16 protein-coding genes are annotated in these 16,793 nt (G+C 39.1%); 9 read left to right on the forward strand and 7 right to left on the reverse strand.

From position 1 onward, the window contains the following. Positions 1 to 121: 121 nt before the first annotated feature. Together R8495_RS01300 and R8495_RS01305 are read left to right on the forward strand one after the other, a co-directional pair. Positions 122 to 565, forward strand: coding sequence for a LytTR family DNA-binding domain-containing protein (locus R8495_RS01300; RefSeq protein WP_317635764.1), 444 nt, complete (start codon positions 122 to 124; stop codon positions 563 to 565). Further along, complete coding sequence (locus tag R8495_RS01305; protein ID WP_317635765.1) at positions 562 to 999, forward strand: DUF3021 domain-containing protein; 438 nt, start codon at positions 562 to 564, stop codon at positions 997 to 999. The genes R8495_RS01300 and R8495_RS01305 overlap by 4 nt, the downstream gene beginning before the upstream one ends. Here the strand turns inward: R8495_RS01305 and R8495_RS01310 are convergent. Further along, a complete protein-coding gene (locus R8495_RS01310; protein WP_317635766.1) occupies positions 983 to 1,741 on the reverse strand; it encodes a hypothetical protein in 759 nt (252 codons plus the stop codon). The genes R8495_RS01305 and R8495_RS01310 overlap by 17 nt on opposite strands. Before the next feature lie 138 nt (positions 1,742 to 1,879). Here R8495_RS01310 and galE point away from each other — a divergent pair, with 138 nt between their 5' ends. Continuing rightward, the gene (galE, locus tag R8495_RS01315) at positions 1,880 to 2,869 is read left to right on the forward strand and encodes a UDP-glucose 4-epimerase GalE (protein WP_317635767.1); all 990 of its coding nucleotides are present in this window, start codon (positions 1,880 to 1,882) and stop codon (positions 2,867 to 2,869) included. A gap of 28 nt (positions 2,870 to 2,897) precedes the next feature. On the opposite strand, the gene R8495_RS01320 is transcribed toward galE, so the two are convergent. Beyond that, positions 2,898 to 3,518, reverse strand: a complete 621-nt coding sequence (locus R8495_RS01320; protein ID WP_317635768.1) for a Type 1 glutamine amidotransferase-like domain-containing protein — start codon at positions 3,516 to 3,518, stop codon at positions 2,898 to 2,900. A gap of 273 nt (positions 3,519 to 3,791) precedes the next feature. On the opposite strand from R8495_RS01320, the gene R8495_RS01325 reads away from it, so the two are divergent. Together R8495_RS01325 and R8495_RS01330 are read left to right on the forward strand one after the other, a co-directional pair. Beyond that, entirely contained in the window at positions 3,792 to 4,673 is an 882-nt protein-coding gene (locus R8495_RS01325; RefSeq protein WP_317635769.1) for a TPM domain-containing protein, read from the forward strand. 23 nt (positions 4,674 to 4,696) lie between these two features. Beyond that, complete coding sequence (locus R8495_RS01330) at positions 4,697 to 5,107, forward strand: MerR family transcriptional regulator (RefSeq protein ID WP_317636644.1); 411 nt, start codon at positions 4,697 to 4,699, stop codon at positions 5,105 to 5,107. Here R8495_RS01330 and R8495_RS01335 read toward each other — a convergent pair. Then, positions 5,090 to 5,725, reverse strand: coding sequence for an NAD(P)H-binding protein (locus tag R8495_RS01335; RefSeq protein ID WP_317635770.1), 636 nt, complete (start codon positions 5,723 to 5,725; stop codon positions 5,090 to 5,092). The genes R8495_RS01330 and R8495_RS01335 overlap by 18 nt on opposite strands. A gap of 92 nt (positions 5,726 to 5,817) precedes the next feature. On the opposite strand from R8495_RS01335, the gene R8495_RS01340 reads away from it, so the two are divergent. Continuing rightward, positions 5,818 to 6,000, forward strand: a complete 183-nt coding sequence (locus R8495_RS01340) for an HIT family protein (RefSeq protein ID WP_317635771.1) — start codon at positions 5,818 to 5,820, stop codon at positions 5,998 to 6,000. 16 nt (positions 6,001 to 6,016) lie between these two features. Here R8495_RS01340 and R8495_RS01345 read toward each other — a convergent pair whose 3' ends face one another. The 3 genes from R8495_RS01345 to spxB (R8495_RS01355) all read right to left on the reverse strand — a co-directional run bounded on the left by R8495_RS01345 (position 6,017) and on the right by spxB (R8495_RS01355) (position 10,656). Beyond that, positions 6,017 to 6,883 (reverse strand): aldo/keto reductase, encoded by an 867-nt coding sequence (locus R8495_RS01345; protein ID WP_317635772.1) that lies wholly within the window; start codon positions 6,881 to 6,883, stop codon positions 6,017 to 6,019. A 92-nt stretch (positions 6,884 to 6,975) separates the two neighbouring features. Next, entirely contained in the window at positions 6,976 to 8,718 is a 1,743-nt protein-coding gene (gene spxB / locus R8495_RS01350) for a pyruvate oxidase (RefSeq protein ID WP_317635773.1), read from the reverse strand. Between the two features lie 111 nt (positions 8,719 to 8,829). Next, positions 8,830 to 10,656 (reverse strand): pyruvate oxidase, encoded by a 1,827-nt coding sequence (gene spxB / locus R8495_RS01355; RefSeq protein WP_317635774.1) that lies wholly within the window; start codon positions 10,654 to 10,656, stop codon positions 8,830 to 8,832. 297 nt (positions 10,657 to 10,953) lie between these two features. Here spxB (R8495_RS01355) and R8495_RS01360 point away from each other — a divergent pair, with 297 nt between their 5' ends. Further along, the gene (locus R8495_RS01360; protein WP_317635775.1) at positions 10,954 to 11,622 is read left to right on the forward strand and encodes a GntR family transcriptional regulator; all 669 of its coding nucleotides are present in this window, start codon (positions 10,954 to 10,956) and stop codon (positions 11,620 to 11,622) included. A 40-nt stretch (positions 11,623 to 11,662) separates the two neighbouring features. Here R8495_RS01360 and R8495_RS01365 read toward each other — a convergent pair whose 3' ends face one another. Next, positions 11,663 to 14,194 (reverse strand): M1 family metallopeptidase, encoded by a 2,532-nt coding sequence (locus R8495_RS01365; protein WP_317635776.1) that lies wholly within the window; start codon positions 14,192 to 14,194, stop codon positions 11,663 to 11,665. A 208-nt stretch (positions 14,195 to 14,402) separates the two neighbouring features. Here R8495_RS01365 and R8495_RS01370 point away from each other — a divergent pair, with 208 nt between their 5' ends. Beyond that, a complete protein-coding gene (locus R8495_RS01370) occupies positions 14,403 to 15,863 on the forward strand; it encodes an ABC transporter substrate-binding protein/permease (RefSeq protein WP_317635777.1) in 1,461 nt (486 codons plus the stop codon). Then, positions 15,856 to 16,608 carry an amino acid ABC transporter ATP-binding protein gene (locus R8495_RS01375; RefSeq protein WP_317636645.1) on the forward strand — a complete coding sequence of 251 codons (753 nt, stop codon included), beginning with the start codon at positions 15,856 to 15,858 and terminating at the stop codon, positions 16,606 to 16,608. The genes R8495_RS01370 and R8495_RS01375 overlap by 8 nt, the downstream gene beginning before the upstream one ends. The last annotated feature ends 185 nt before the right edge of the window (positions 16,609 to 16,793 follow it).

Raw genomic sequence — 16,793 nt, forward strand, 5'->3', positions numbered from 1 at the left:
ATAATTACGATATTATAGCCTATTTCATACAAAATAACCACTTGTCTTCGTCCATCGACCGATTAGCTGAAACACTTTATTTTAAATTCCAACTCCCTTAAATTAGATTTAAGGAGGTAAGATGTTAGTCAAAACTGAAATAAATGAGGTCTATCAAGAGGCGTTTATCAGCGTAAATGCGCAAAAAGACAGTGTTGAACTGCATGTGCTCGCAGATGCAATTCGGGAGTTTGTCAACGAACAAAATTTAACGGGATCCGGTCGAGGTGTGCAAAAAATTATTCCGATTTATCAGATTATCAGCGTCCATACTCTCGGTAAACATGTTGTCTGTGAAACGATCAGCGGGACTTTTCAACTAAAAGAGCGGATCTATGAATTACGTAGTTTGCTATCTGAAAAGTTATTTCTACAGATTTCAAGCAGTGAAATTGTCAACATCAGTCAAATTGCCAATTTTTCGCTGACCAAGAATGGGATTTATCAGGTTAATTTTAAAAATGGCAAATTTACCTACGCATCAAGACGTTACATGCAAAAAATAAAAAAGGAGTACTTCTCATGAAAAGAATAATTAAATCTTCGCTCGCCGGAGTAGCTGTCGGATTTTTAATCGCACTTTTGTTTTCTTGGGTGAATTCGGGTGGCAAATTTCTAGCATCGAAACCCCAATTTAATGCAAGATTTTCTTCAAATTTAACGGCAGTTACTGTCTCGGCAGGAATCTGGGCGTTAATGGGAGCAATATTTGGCGCTAGCTATTTAATTTTCGAGCAAGAAAAGTGGAGCATTACTCGTCAGACGGTAATCCATTTCTTAGTTACGATTGTATTTTTCTTGCCGCTGGCAATTTTTGCCGGTTGGTTTCCTTTCACAGCAGGCGGAATTATTAGCGCAGTCGTTGAATTCGTTATTATTTATTCCTTGATCTGGTGGTGGCAAATGGAGCGTGCCAAAAAGAAAATCAAGATGTTAAACGATGCTATTTCAGCTTCTTGAGATTGACTTTAATTTCTCTAGAGAGCCGCACAAGCTGGGCGATGTTCGAATAAGTAAAATAAAATGAACCGAAAGTTGTTGCAGTTAAAACTAGGACTGCAAAGGTTCCTGCAAGTGGATTTTTTGAAAAATGACTTTTAAAATTGTTAACATCGATATTAACAATAAGTAGCACGCATGGAACGAAAATACACAATGCAAGCAACAAATAAAAAAGAGAATCGTTACGTTTTGAGCGCACCAATTTTAATTTATCTTTGTACTTAGGCGGATTTTCAATTTTGTTGAACTTGAGATAGTTGCCTTCTTGATAATCAATCGAAACCACTCCAAAGAGATCGATGAACCCTTCAAGGTTGCGAGGTTCTTCAAGGTCAAAGGCGATTATTTGTTTCAAAAGGTCAAGATTGCTGAGTTCACCTGAATATGCTTTATCTCCTGCAATATTGTCGCCAATATCATAGCGCTGTTCATAAAACATTGTTTTAAGTCCAAAAATTGTGATGTCGACCGGAAATTTACGGAGCCAGATCAGAAAATCTTTAAATCCAGTGTCACTGAACTTGGTCAATAGGTAATCAATGTCACTGACTTCTGTTGTAGTAGATAAAGAATCTTCAGCAGATTTAAAAGTGAAATCCCCTGCCTGTAAAATCTTTTCCCAATACAACGGCAAGAAATTTTCGGCATAAGCCAAAGTCTTGCCGTTTTCTTTTAATTTAACAATAATTCCTGAATTCATGGACGCCCTCGTAAACGTTTAACCGCTATTATAGCAAAATTAAAAAAAAATAAAATTAGCCTGAAAGACTGGAGGATTCCTTTTTTTCGTCTTATGATCTATTCAAGCTCAAAATCAAAATATTAGTAGGAGGAAAAGATGAGTTTATTAGTTTTAGGTGGTGCAGGATACATTGGCTCTCACATGGTTGATCTATTAGTTCAAAAAAATGAAAGAGTTGTAGTTGTCGACAATTTAAGTCGCGGTCATCGAGCAGCAGTCAATGACAAGGCTGTGTTTTATCAAGGTGATGTACGCGATGAAGAATTTATGAATCGGGTGTTTTCTGAAGAAGATATCGAAGCAGTTTTCCATTTTTGTGCTTATATTCAGATTCCTGAATCACTGAAAAAACCAAACGATTATTTTGATAACAATGTAGGTGGACTCATTACTTTAATTGAGGTCATGGCAAAGCATCATACTAGTAAATTAATTTTTTCTTCTTCCGCAGCTGTTTATGGCAATCCAGAAATTGTTCCGATTAAAGAAGATTCTGCGAAAAATCCGATCAATCCATATGGCTTAACTAAGCTCATGATGGAACAGATGATGGCTTGGAATGGACCGGCATACGACATTAATTGGATTGCTTTTCGTTACTTCAACGTGGCTGGAGCAAAAGCAGATGGCAGCATCGGTGAAGATCATCGACCAGAATCGCATTTGATTCCACTCGTTTTGCAGGCTGCAACTGGTGAACGAGATCATGTTGATATTTGTGGTGAAGATTATAATACGCCGGATGGCACTAACATTAGAGATTACGTTCACGTGGTCGACCTAGTTGAAGCTCACTATTTGGGACTTGAATATCTAAGAAACGGCGGCAAGAGTGATGCGTTTAATTTAGGATCCAAAAAAGGTTATTCAGTTAAAGAGATTGTTGAGGCAACCAGAGAGGTAACTGGTAAGCCAATTCCTGCTGTTTCTGCTCCAAGGCGTGGAGGGGATCCAGATTCCTTAGTTGCTGATAGCAGCAAAGTTAGAAGCGTTTTGCATTGGGCACCAAAGTATGATGATATTAATGAAATTATCGCTAGCGCTTGGAATTGGGTACAAAAACATCCAGAAGGCTACAAAGACTAAAAGAGACACCCTTTAGGGGGTGCCTTTTTTATTTTGCAGATTGAACTGTAAATTGATTTCCCTCAACCAAGATTACTTGCTGATTGGTAATTGATCTGAGGTTAATCTTTGAGGAGTATTCGTTCACAATATTTTTTGTAACTTTCTTAAATGGGCTGCTTTTATAGTGCGGTAAGGTATAAATATCGATTAAATTTAAGGCGTCGAAATTAGTTAATTCGGGCGCTTTTTTGACGCTGTCCATTAAGCTGATGTATTCAATATTGGGCGCTGTAATTACCGATCCTGCTGATTCGCCGATATAAAGTTTTCCCGAATTTACCGCATCGATGATAATCCGATCAGCTCCTGTGCGTTTTAGTTCTTGCAGTAAATAAAATGTATTGCCGCCACTGATATAAATCAAATCATTGTTGTTGATTTTTGTTTCAATCTCTTCAGTTGAGGATTTTGAAAGATCTAATTCATCAACGATAAGTCCGAGTTTTTTGAAAGTCCGTTTTTCTAATCCGACTAAAAAGCCAATAAATTCAACTTTGCTGGCGGTTGGAATAAAAGTAACTTTTTTGCCAACAAGATTTGGCTCAAAGTCAGGGAGCAGGGTTGCAACATCGCTAAAAGCGGATGCGAGAAACATTTTTTTGTTCATCTAATTGTCTCCATTTTTTCTTCATTATAACATTTATGCTATTTTTTATGATATCTTAAATCAATAGAGGAAAAGATGTTGATTAAGAAGTGGTAATATTGCAGTTTGTTGTTTTTGGAGGATAAAAAGTATTTGCGATGCCAGATGTGCCGCAGAATTTTTATTACAATGGAACGGGCACGCTCGATCTGGTTACTAAGAAGTTAGTTGAAGAAGAAAAATCGCTGCAAATCATAGTTGCGGCTAGGGGGAACGAGTATTTAGGATGGATAAATGAAAACAGAAATTAATAAGAAGTATTTGATCATTTTGCTGGTGCTTATCAGCGTGCTTTTTGGCCGCAAACAGGTTTTGGCGGCCGATTCGCCCGATCATTTTTACTACGACGAGATTAATATTTTAAACGATGCGACCAAAAATTTAGTGGAAGAAAAGAATTCTTATTACCAAGGCAAGAAGGATGCGCCCCAAATTGTTGTGGCAGTGATTAGCTCGACAAATGATGAAGACATCGACAGTTATGCTCCAGAATTATTTCAAAAATGGCAAATTGGCAGCAAAAATAAAGATAACGGAGTCTTGATTTTGTATGCCTTGAATAATGGAAAGCGCAATGTTCGAATTGAAGTTGGTTACGGCTTAGAAGGAGAATTAACCGATAAACTTGCTGCTCAAATTCTGAGTGACAATAAAAGTGATTTAAAATCTGACGACAATAAAAGAGTCAATCGTGGTTTAGAGCGAGTTTTTAAGGATGTTTCGGGCGTGGTAGATCGCTCAAATGGCTATCAAACGGCTGACAGTAAAAAGATGATCGTGAAGCCCAGAGTTAGTTCAAAGTTTATTTTGCTGATGATTTTACTTCTAATTTACTTGGGTCTGGTGGCTTTTGATAATTTTAAATATGATTCAAAACGTCATTCAGTCCTCACTGGTCTTTCATACTTATTTTTTTTCTTTACATTTATTAGTTCCAAGGTTCTCTGGATAGTTCCTTTGATCTATCTATTTTTTAATCAAAATGGCGGCAGTAGCGGAGGCGGTTACTCCGGTGGAGGTTTTTCGGGCGGTGGTTCGTCTGGTGGCAGTTCATCAGGCGGCGGAGGCTTTTCCGGCGGTGGTGGTTCGTCAGGCGGCGGAGGAGCAAGTATTTAATTTAGGAGGTCACGGAAATTAATATTCAAGAATGTGCTAAGAAAACCAATTGTTCGAAGGATACTCTGCGTTTTTACGACAAAAAGGGACTCGTTAGTCCGCGACGAGGAGATAACGGATATCGAGATTACGGCGAAGAAGAAGTGGAGCTCATTGAACTTATTCAGACTTTGAAATTTGCGGGCTTAAATTTAAATGAAGTTCAAAAAGTGCTGAAGTTGATTCAAGCCCCGATCTCACCGAGCTGTCGAGATGAAACGATTGATTTTTTGCAGCAGAAAAAAAGCCATTTTCAAAAGTCTGCCAATTTTTATTTGAAAATGGAACAAACAACTGAAGATATTTTAAAGGCGGTGGAAAAAGAGGAAGCGCAGAAGATCGACAGCTTAATCTGGGAACTTAGAGAAGACAAAGCCCTAGATGTAAACGGGTGAATCGCCGTCGGTACCAGCTTTGGCAATTCCTAGACTGCTATAACTATGAATAGAAGGATCTTTAATTATTTTAACAATCAAATCGGCGATGCTTTGTCTGGAAACGGTGGTTCCTTTAAAAGTTTCGCCTTTTTCTGTTAGTTCGTAGTCGATTTCTGCGGCGTCGGTCATGTAACCCGCCCGGATGATGGTGTAGTTAAGATCTGAGTTTTCGATCAAACTAGCGGCTCTCCTAGTGTCTTCCATCGTTTCGTGCCCGATACTCGCTTCCAACCACTGATCAAATTTTGCTGGCAACTCATGATAAAGTCCGAGACCAGTCACGTAAATTAGTCGTTTAACGTTGGCGGCGTCCATGGCTTTGACAATGTTTTTTGCCATTGGTTCAAAAACGCCCCCAAGGTTAGCGTAGACGAGATCCTGACCTTTCAGGGATTTAACTAAAAGATCATAATCGTTAACATCACCCTCCACGATTTTTTCCCGGTCATTTAGCGGTACTCCTAGCCTCTTAGCGTTACGCAGATAGCTAGTAACGTTGATCTGAGTTTCTGCGAGAATTCTTTGACGGACAATTTTGGCAATTTGACCATTTGCTCCGAGTGTAATTAGATTCATTTTGCACACTCCTTTCGATCTTTAATATACAACTTAGAGGGCACTCTAAGGCAAGGGTAAAAACTGTCCCTTTTTTTAACGATCGTGGATATGTGGGGGTTAATCTTCTTTGTGCCAGTGGTAAAGCAGCGGGTCAATCGGTAAATCATCTGCATTTTCATTTAATTTTGCGCCAAGATCATGACGGTATTGATGCATGGCCGCACTTTGAAGAGAAGAATCAACTTGATCGAGATGAAGTATATAGAAAAATAAAAAACTGGAGCAATTTTTAACTCCAGTTTTTTATTTTTAATATTTGCCGCCGAAAACAGGATACTTGCCAGATGCACCATAATCGATTGATTTAATGCTTTCTAAAGTCAACATATCTTCATCTGAGATTACAAAATCGATTTCAGCATTTGATTTCATGTGTTCAGGATTAGCAGCTTTTGGTAAAACAACAGTGTTTAACTGCCAGTCATAGCGGATTGCAAGCTGCGGTACGCTGACGTTGTATTTGTCAGCCATTTGTTTAATTTGTTCGTTTTGCATCATCGCGCCGTGTGCGATTGGGGAGAAAGCCTCGACCACAATCCCTTGATCTTGGGAATACTTGATTAAATCAATTGGGGTAGCACCAATGTGACAAAGAATTTGGTTTACTGCCGGTTTAGTACTGCTATTGTTCATAATGTTTTCAAGATCAATCTTTTGGAAGCTTGAAACTCCGATCGCTCGAAGTTTGCCTTCTTTCATTGCATCTTCAAGTGCTCGCCAAGCTTCAAGGTTGCCCTCAAAGTGACGATCATCGGACTGATTAACCTCTCTCCAAGGCTGTGGATTATGGATAATCATCATATCAAGATAATCCAGATTCATTTTGCTTAGGGATTCGTCAATTGATTTTTTGGCCTCATCATAGGTTTTTAGTTCTGCTTCAACCTTGGAGTTAACGAAAATTTGATCCCGGGGAACGCTAGAGTTCTTTAGTCCAACGCTGATACCGTGTTCATTTCCATAAGCTTGCGCTGTATCAATATGGCGATAACCAAGATCTATTGCTCTCTCGACCGCTTTAGCGACTTCGTTGTCAGGGATTTCCCATACCCCGAGGGCAAAACGAGGAATTTTCACTCCGTTATTTAAAGTATCTGTTTCATCAAAAATAGTCATAGTACACCTCCGAATATATTCTAGTACTTAAAGCTAACTTTAAGTCAAATGTGAAATTAGAAAAAAACACCCTATTTAAGAGTGCTAGTCCTTTAAGCTTGGAATTTCTTTAGAAAATAACTAAAAGGTTTCAGAGCTTGAGCTTGGTATTTTTCAACGAATTCGTCGACCTTATCTTTTGGCTGAGTTTCAGGATCTAAGAACATATGAATTGTTGTAAAAGGCATTTCATGGGTATATTTAACGTCAATAACAACTGGACCGCTGGCCTCTTTGGCAGCAGCCATTGCAGCTTTTAAATCTTCTAATGTTTTGACAGTGTAAGCCTCAGCTCCCATTCCACGGGCGATTGCAGCCCAATCGGTTGGAATAATATCAACTCCAGAGAGTGGCTGATTGGAATCATCGCGCTGTTCAGCTTCAATAAAACCAAGAGTTTCGTTACTAAAAACAATATTAATGATATGAAGATTGTATTTAACCTGGGTTAAAATTTCTTCGATCAGCATCGCAAAAGCGCCATCACCATTTAAGCTGAATACATCTCGATGTGGATAGGTGATTTTAGCAGCAATAGCAGCAGGTAAGCCGTAGCCCATCGTAGCGTATTGCCCAGATGTAGTCCACTTTTGTTCGCCGTGCATTCTAATCAGTCGTTCAAAATCGATATTAACGTTTCCAACGTCAACTGCAAAAATGGCTTTGTCGCTGGCGTTTTGGTTAATAACATTAAATACGGGTTCGGGACGCAATGGAACTTCAGGGTCGTCTTTAAAACTCTCTTGCCATTCTCGCCAATTTTCTCGGTCAGCCAAAGCTGCTTGATAAAACGGCGTTGGTGCTAATTCTTCGCCTTTTGCAACAAGGGCTGCTAAAGCTTTCTTGGCATCAGCTAAAATAGGAACTTCTACATGATGACGTTTGCCAATTTTCTCAGAATCGACGTCAATTTGAATTGATTTAGCCATTGGATTGAAAAGATCACGGGAGAACGGAGAGTCGCTGCCGACCCAAAGAATTAGATCAGCATTAAAGCCGACTTCAACGGCAGGTTTATTAGCAACTCTGCCGGTAACCCCTAAGTAAGAAGGATAATTGTCTTCAAGGACACCTTTGCCTAAATAGGTTGAAATTAATGGCATCTTGAATTTCTCTGAAACAGCTTTTAATTCGGCAGCTGCTTTTTTCGTTCCGCGCCCGAAATAGATAATTGGTCTTTTTGCGTCCTTAATTAATTGGACCGCTTCATCAATTTTTGCAAGGTCGGGATCGGGATAAATAGGATCGTTATAGTCAGCAGCACTTGAAATATAAGTGTCGTCAATTTCAGCCCAGCCCAAATCTTTTGGCAATACTAAAACCGAAACGCCATGATATTTGTAAGCATGTCTGATTCCTTCGTCAACAAGTTCAGGGATATTTTGCGCATTGACGGCAGTTTTAGTCCACGCAGCAACGTCTAAAAATGCTGGCTCTTCATCCATGGCTTGAAACATATCACGGTTCATACTAGCTAATGGTACTTGACCAACGATTGCAAGGACTGGTGCATGATCGTGACGAGCGTCATATAGTCCATTTAATAAGTGAATTGCTCCAGGTCCAGCAGATCCAAAGCAAACTCCGATTTTGCCGGTTAACTTGGCTTCTGCGGAGGCAGCTAAAGCTCCTGCTTCTTCATGACGCACTTGAATAAATTTAATTTTGTTGCTTTGATTGTACAAGGCGTTCATTGTTGAATCAAAAGATCCACCAGGATAGCCAAAAATATGGTCGACCCCCCATGATTCAATTACCTTTAACATTGCATCTGAGCCACTAATTTTATTAACCATTTTGTAACCTCTTTTTCTTTGAAACGTTTACACAAGGTAAGTATAGGAGCGTTATGATTATTTGTCAAAAAAAAAGCTCTTTTGAAAATTCAAAAGAGTCTTCATTTTTAACTAAGGCATCGTTTCGGAATTTCCTAAGATATCTCGATGAGTAGTCCAGAAGCCATCTTTTGGACGATAAACATCTTCTGGATTTGCAAATCCAGCTTCTTTTAGGAAATGAGTAAATGGTTTCAAGTCTTGAGCTTGGTATTTTTTGATGAATTCGTCTACCTTGGCTTGTGGTTGAGTTTCAGGATCAAGGAACATATAAACTGTCGTAAATGGCATTTCGTGAGTAAATTTAACGTCGATTACAACTGGTCCATCGTCGTTTTTAGCCGCAGCCATTGCATTTTTGAACTCATCTAACGTTTTTGCAGTATAAGATTTGGCACCAAGTCCCTCGCAAGACATTGCCCAATTGGTTGGGATAATATCAATTCCAGACATTGCTTGGTTTGTGTCATCGCGTTGTTCGGCTTCAATAAATCCAAGAGTTTCGTTGCTGAAAATAATATTAACGATGTGCAGATGATATTTAACTTGAACTAAAATTTCTTCCATTAACATTGCAAATGCACCGTCGCCGTTTAAACTGTACACATCACGGTCAGGATAAGCAACTTTAGCTGCAATTGCTGCTGGCAGTCCATATCCCATTGTTGCGTATTGCCCGGATGTGGTCCACTTTTGATCACCGTGGAGATTAACCAAACGTTCGAAATCAATGTTCACATTACCAACGTCAACGGCAAAAATTGCTTTGTCGCTTACGGTTTGATTGATGACATTAAAGACTGGTTCGGGACGCAACGGAACGCTTTGATCTTCATTAAAGCTTGCTTCCCATTTGCGCCAGTTTTCGTTATCTAAAAGAGCTGCATCGTAAAATGCCGAAGATTTAGTTTCTTCTCCCTTTGCGGCGATTGCAGCTAAAGTTTTTTTGGCATCGGCGAGCAGTGCTACTTCAACTGGGTGGCGCTTGCCGATTTTTTCTGAATCAATATCAATTTGAATAACTTTAGCAGCGGGATTAAATAGTGCTCGTGAGAATGGAGAATCATTTCCCACCCAAAGGAGCAGATCAGCGCCAAAAGCTACATCAAAGGCTGATTTATTGGCAACTCTCCCTGTTGTTCCCATGTACGCAGGATAAGAATCAGGAAGGATTCCTTTGCCCAAGTATGAGGAAACAAGAGGCATTTTGAATTTCTCAGAAACAGTTTTTAGCTCAGCTGCTGCCTTTTTGGCACCAAGTCCAAAGTAAATGATCGGGGATTTTGCTTTTTTGATCATCTCGATTGCTTCTTCGACCTTGGTTGGATCAGGATTTGGATAAATCGGCTCAGAGTAATCACGAGCACTTGACGTATAAGTGTCGTCAATTAAATCCCAACCCAAGTCTTTTGGCAAAACTAAAACAGCAACGCCATGATATTTGTAGGCATGACGAATTCCTTCATCAACTAATTCGGGGAGGTTTTGCGCATTCGTTGCGGTTTTTGCCCAGCAAGCAACGTCTAAAAATGCGGGTTCTTCGTCCATCGCCTGGAACATATCGCGGTTAATACTAGCTGTCGGTACTTGACCAACAATCGCAAGTACGGGAGCATGATCATGGCGGGCATCATATAATCCATTTAGCAGGTGAATTCCGCCAGGTCCAGCTGAACCGAAGCAAACTCCAATTCTTCCGGTTAATTTGGCTTCAGCAGAGGCAGCCAGCGCGCCAGCTTCTTCGTGTCGAACCTGAATAAACTTCATTTTATCTTTTTGGTTGTGTAAAGCATTCATCGTTGAGTCAAAAGAGCCGCCAGGATAACCATAGATGTGATCAACTCCCCATGATTCAATTACTTTTAATATTGCATCAGAACCGCTAATTTTATTAACCATTTTAATAACCTCTTTAAAAACAATTTTTCGTAACCGCTTACAATAAATAAGTTTATCATAACTTATAGCTCCTGTCAAAATAAAAGTTTTTCCTTATGAGGTATTAAAATCATTTAATTAAGGATGTTGATGAAAAGCTTTTAACTTTCCTAAAAATCAACCGACTGCGAATTTATCTGTTAGTTTTAAGCAAAAAAGATTTCGGCCCAATACTTATTTTTTAAATTTTACAAAAATTGAATTATACTAAAGAATAAAATTAATAGAGAAAAGAGAGACATTTTGCTGAATTCCTCAATGAATCTTACATTTCAGGCTTATACTACGATTTTGCAGAAGATAATTAATACAACTTATCAACCAGGGCAGAAATTATCCGAAAAAGATTTAATTCAAGAATTACAAATTGGACGGACTCCCGTGCGTGAAGCAATTTTGCGTTTAAGACAAAATGGATTGGTCGAAGCTATTCCACAGTCGGGCACTTATATAACAAAGATTGATATAGAAGTTGCTGAAAATGCGCGTTTCATTAGAGAAAGTATTGAGACCCAGGTAATTAAAGAAGCCGCAGCAATGAATAATGAATTGGAATTTGTGAGACTAAATGCAATTATTACCAATCAAAAATCCTTTATGAAGAAAAAACAGTTTGAAAATTTTTTCAAAGAGGATGAAGCTTTTCATCAAGCATTTTATCAGATGACTGGAAAGGAACAGGCTTGGGATTGGTTACAAACTATTAATATGCAGTTAAATCGTTTTCGGATGTTGAGGCTTAAAGCCGATAATTTGCCTTGGGATGCTTTAACCAATGAGCATGAAAAAATTCTTGCTGCGGTGAAAAAACATGAAGCAGAAGAAGCCGTTCAATTGGTTAAAAATCATTTACATTTAATGCTGGGTGAAAAGGAAGCGTTGATTAATAGATTTCCAGAATTTTTTACAAATATTTCTGAGCAATAAAATAGCCTTCAGTTTAATCGCTGATGGCCATTTTAAAAAACTAATTAATTATTTGATTGATCGCTTTATTAACCGCCTTTTCTTCGGCTTCGATCAACTTGACACGGGCTTCTATTAATCGAGTGTCCATGTTGATTTCACGGGTTAAGCCAGGTGTGTTGAGTTTGGGATTAAAGAATTCGCTAAATTCTTCAAATCTTTGTCTAGTCTTTAAGACCATTGCAGTCACCGTAATATATGTTGTAAATTCCATGTCACCACCAACAGTATCTGATAACCATTGCCAGTTTGTTCTCAGCCAATCCCAAGCAGCTTGTTCGCCTTTTGGATTAGCTAAAACATTACGGTACCAGCCTCTTAAATCTTGGGGTTTGATTATGTCAGGGTCTTTAAATTTGGTAATAATTTCTTTGATTAAATCGGGATTATCAGTCATTGTAATTGCTGCTTCTAAGTCGCTTTTAAATCCAGCGTCGCTAGTTTCTTGATAAGCTTTGAAAAATCTTTGGAATAATTCGGGTGAGCCATAATTTTCCATTTCGTTGATTAAAACAAAAGATCTAACTGAGGCAGGTAGCTCAGTCAATTGATTCTGGTGCTCTAAGTATAATTTATGAGCTTTTGAGATGGTCTGAGGATTTTTGGCGTACAAGGAAGCGTTCAAAACGCTAGGACGCATGAGTTGGTCATCAATCGATTCGTTGACCTTAGCTTGCCAACCCAAGCGTTTAACTTGCTCAGCACTCATTTGATCCATCAAAGCTTTGAAAGATGTCTCTTCCGAAGTTTCAGGCTTCACAAATTGTTTAAGTTGCGTCATCACCCGATAAAGCGCAGTACTGACAATGTTAGATTTGCTTGAAGAAAACTGTGGCAGCAGTGGGACAATTTCAGCATAGGAAATTTGTTGTCCTTCTGCTAAAAGGCGCAGGTCTTGCAAAATCTGGAGTTTGGAGATTGAATCTAATTGTTTGACATCTTTTAAAATATCATCTAATAGCTGCTGATCATATTTGACGATAAAATGAGAATTATTTCCGATATTTAGTCTAAATGGCACTCCGAATTCTGTCCGCAGCTTGTTGTAGTTTCCTAAATTTATTTCTTTTTCACTCATGATTTTTGGTACAACAGAATAATTACTGTTCAGAGGAATCTGCCACAGACGCCCAGCGTCCTTGCCTTCTCCGATAAAGAATTGTTGCTGCGTTAAGATCAGATCGCCGTTAACAACATTAGCTTTAACTACAGGATATCCCGGTTGTTCAAGCCAAGAATTCATGATTTCTCCAACATCAAGGCCAGATGCATCGGCAAGTGCTGCCCAAAGATCTTTTCCAGTGGCGTTATTAAATTTATGGGCACTAAAATATTTCTTCAAACCTGCTCTAAGCGCTTCATCTCCAATAAGCGAGCGAACCATTACTAACATTCGAGCACCTTTTGCGTAGACGATTGCACCGTCAAAAATTGAATCTATTTCAGCAGGGTCCTCAACTTGTACGTGCACTGCTTGGACGCCATCAATTGCATCACGCTGTAAGGAGGCTGGAACCTCGGCAGTTTGAAATAATTCCCAGGTTTGCCAATCGGGCTTTAAAGCGTCGACAGCAACGTATTCCATCATGTTTGCAAAACTTTCATTGAGCCATAGATCATCCCACCATTTCATTGTCACTAAATCACCAAACCATTGGTGAGCTAATTCGTGAGCAATTACGGTCGCGACTTGGAGTTTCGTACGCAATGAAGTGTTGTCGGGATCTATTAAAAGATAAGCTTCTCGGTAAGTTACAAGTCCCCAATTTTCCATGGCACCTGCGGAGAAGTCAGGTAGTGCGAGTTGCCAAGAGTGTGGCAGCGGATAAGGAGTTTCATAAAAATCCTCAAAAAATTCGATTGAGCTCTTTGCGATATCAAGGGCGAAATCCAACTCTTTTGGCTGGTGAGCTTTGGTGCTATACACCCCAATCTTCACGCCACTTTTGGTAGTAGTTTCTGCCTTTTGAAGATCGCCAAAAGCGAAGGCGACAAGATAAGTCGACATTTGTTTTGTTTCATCGAAATAGTGAATGCCGTTTTCGACCCGATTTTCAGGCATATTAGCAATAATTGTTTCGCCTGGTTGCTCGTCGAACTTGATCGCAAGCGAAAAAGTAGCTTTTGCTTCTGGTTCATCGACGCCAGGGAAAGCTTGTCGTGCCGCTGTTGTTTCAAATTGCGTGCCAATTAGCTGCTTTTTAACCCCGTCAACTTGATAGTACGAAGGATAAATCCCCATCATCGTATCAGTCAATGGAGCGCTGTACTTAATAGCGATTGTCTGCTGGCCAGCTGCTAGTTCAAGCTCGACGGCCTCAATGGCGTCATTTACCTTGAAATTAACGGCTTGGTGGTTGGCTTCGATCGAATCGATATCTAAGTTTTTTTGGTGAAGTTTAATTTTAGGGGTTTTCGCCATACCAGTAATTGTAGTCGTTCCGGTGATTTTCTTAGTGCTTCGATTAATATCTAAAAAAATATCGTAATGTTGAGGTTGAAAGTCGTCGTAAAAACGTGTTGTTTCGGTCATGAGAACTCCTTTTTAGTTTAAAAATTGATTATACCTAATCATAACAGAAAACATCGCATAATTATAAATAATATTTTTGATGCATAAATGCAAAATATTGAAGAAATTTATACATGTAACGATTAAATTTAGCGAAAAGCTTGACAATGGTTGTATAATTATACTTAAAAATGCATCGAAAAAGATTGGTGCTTAGGAATGGTGGAAAATGAAAAAAATAAGCAGGCAAATATTGCGAGGGATTGTCTTAATCGGCATGATCTTGTTGGGTTTCAGTCAGCCGGTTAAGGCCTCTGATGATAGTTTAAGTCGGATTAAAGAAAAAGGCGTTTTGGTGATGGGAACAAGTCCAGATTACCCACCTTACGAATTTTTGGCAACCCAAAATGGTCAAGAGCAGATCGTCGGAATGGATGTAGAAATTGGCAAAAAAATTGCCCGTGATTTGGGAGTAAAGCTTAAGATCGAAAAAATGGATTTCGATTCACTTTTAGTTGGATTAGAGACCGGGAAAATTGACATGGTCATTTCGGGGATGAATCCATCGCCTGAACGCAAGAAATCGGTCGATTTTTCAAATGTTTATTATCACGCGGTTCAAGATATTATTATTAATAAAGCTGATAGTAAAATTTATCACAACAAAGAAGATTTTAAAGGCAAAACGGTCGGTGCTCAGACTGGTAGTTTGCAACAAGATTTAATTAAAGCTCAAATGACTGACAGCTCAGGGCGCTATTTAACCAAGATCACGGATTTAATTTTGGCGTTAAAATCTCATAAGGTTGAAGGAATTGTTGTCGAATCTGCCGTTGCATCGGCGTATGCCAAAAATGATCCAGCAATTACTTACATTAAGGGAGGATTTACAGGCGGCAGTGATCAAAAAGGATCGGCAATTGCTTTTCCTAAGAACTCTAAGAGTTTGGTCGATGCAGCAAATAAAAGCTTAAATGAGATTGATAAGAAAAATTTAGTCGATGATTATTTGTCAGATGCTGGCAAGTTGATGGCTGGTAACACTAAAAATAATACGATGCTTCACTATTGGAGTTATTTTGCCAAAGGGCTTGGTTATACTTTACTAATTTCTGCAATTTCAGCGGTCTTTGGGGTTCTTATTGGAATGTTGCTTGCGTTAATGCGTTTAGGACGGAATAAAGTTTTACACGATTTAGCAGTAGCTTATATCGAATTTATTCGAGGTTCGCCATTGATGGTCCAAATCATGTTCGTTTATTTCGGTCTTGGTTTGTTAGTAAATATTCCAGCTCTTTTGGCAGGAATTATTGCAGTATCGCTCAATTCAGCCGCTTATGTGGCAGAAATTATTCGGGCTGGGATCACGAGCATTCCCGTTGGGCAAACAGAGGCTGCCCGCAGTTTAGGACTTTCGCAAAAACAAACAATGCTGAGTGTTATTATGCCTCAAGCTCTCAAAAACATTTGGCCGTCGCTTGGAAATGAGTTCATTTCGTTGATTAAAGAAAGCTCGATTGTTTCAATTATTGGAGTTACCGATTTAATTTACGAATTAAGAGCAGTGCAAACCGCAACTTATAAAGGTGTGGCGCCAATTTTGGTGGCAATGGTTCTGTACTTTGTTGTGACCTTTGGCCTCTCTAAATTTTTACTACACTTCGAAAGGAAGATGAAACATGATGCATAATGACAAAAAAATATTAGAAGTTCAACATCTGACCAAAAAATTTGGAGATAATCTTGTTTTAGATGATTTAAACGAAACCATTAATCAAGGCGATGTGATTGTCGTGATTGGTGCTTCAGGCGGCGGCAAGAGTACATTTTTACGCTCATTAAATCTTTTGAATCAGCCGACTTCTGGCAAAATTCTCTTTGAAGGAACGGATCTTACTAATTTATCGGAAAAAGAACTTGATCAAATTCGGGAAAAGATGGGGATGGTTTTTCAAAGTTATAATGTTTTCCCTCATCTTACGGTCAAAGAGAATCTAAAGTTAGCACCATTAAAAGTCAAAAAAATGAGCGAAGATGAAGCTGATCAGATCGCCGTTGAGCTTTTAGAACAAGTTGGGTTAGCTGAGAAGGCCGATGTTTATCCGAATTCGCTTTCTGGCGGGCAACAACAGCGGGTGGCGATCGCGCGCGCTCTTGCAATGAAACCGGACGTGATGCTTTTTGATGAACCTACTAGCGCACTTGATCCGGAAATGGTAGGCGAGGTACTTAAAGTTATGCAGGACTTGGCTAAAAGTGGCATGACGATGGTGGTAGTTACTCACGAAATGGGATTCGCCCAAGAGGTTGCCGATCAAGTTTGGTTTATGGATGGCGGCAAAATTTTAGAAAAAGGAGAGCCCGAACAAATTTTTAATCGGCCAAAAGAAGAACGAACGAAAGATTTTCTGGCCCGAATTTTGGGCAAATCCTAAAAAAAAACCAGAGCGACGCTTGCTCTGGTTTTCTAATTTTTAGGGGAGATATTATAAAATTTGATGTTAAGGGAGAAAATTCAAACAAAATGTATAATATGTAGGGGGAATTTCTAAGTTGTTAACTCTCAACCTACGTTTATTATAATAACGAAGCTTTATGAAAAAATATTGAACAAAGATCG

This window comes from Xylocopilactobacillus apicola (assembly GCF_033095985.1).
Classification (GTDB): Bacteria; Bacillota; Bacilli; order Lactobacillales; family Lactobacillaceae; genus Xylocopilactobacillus; species Xylocopilactobacillus apicola.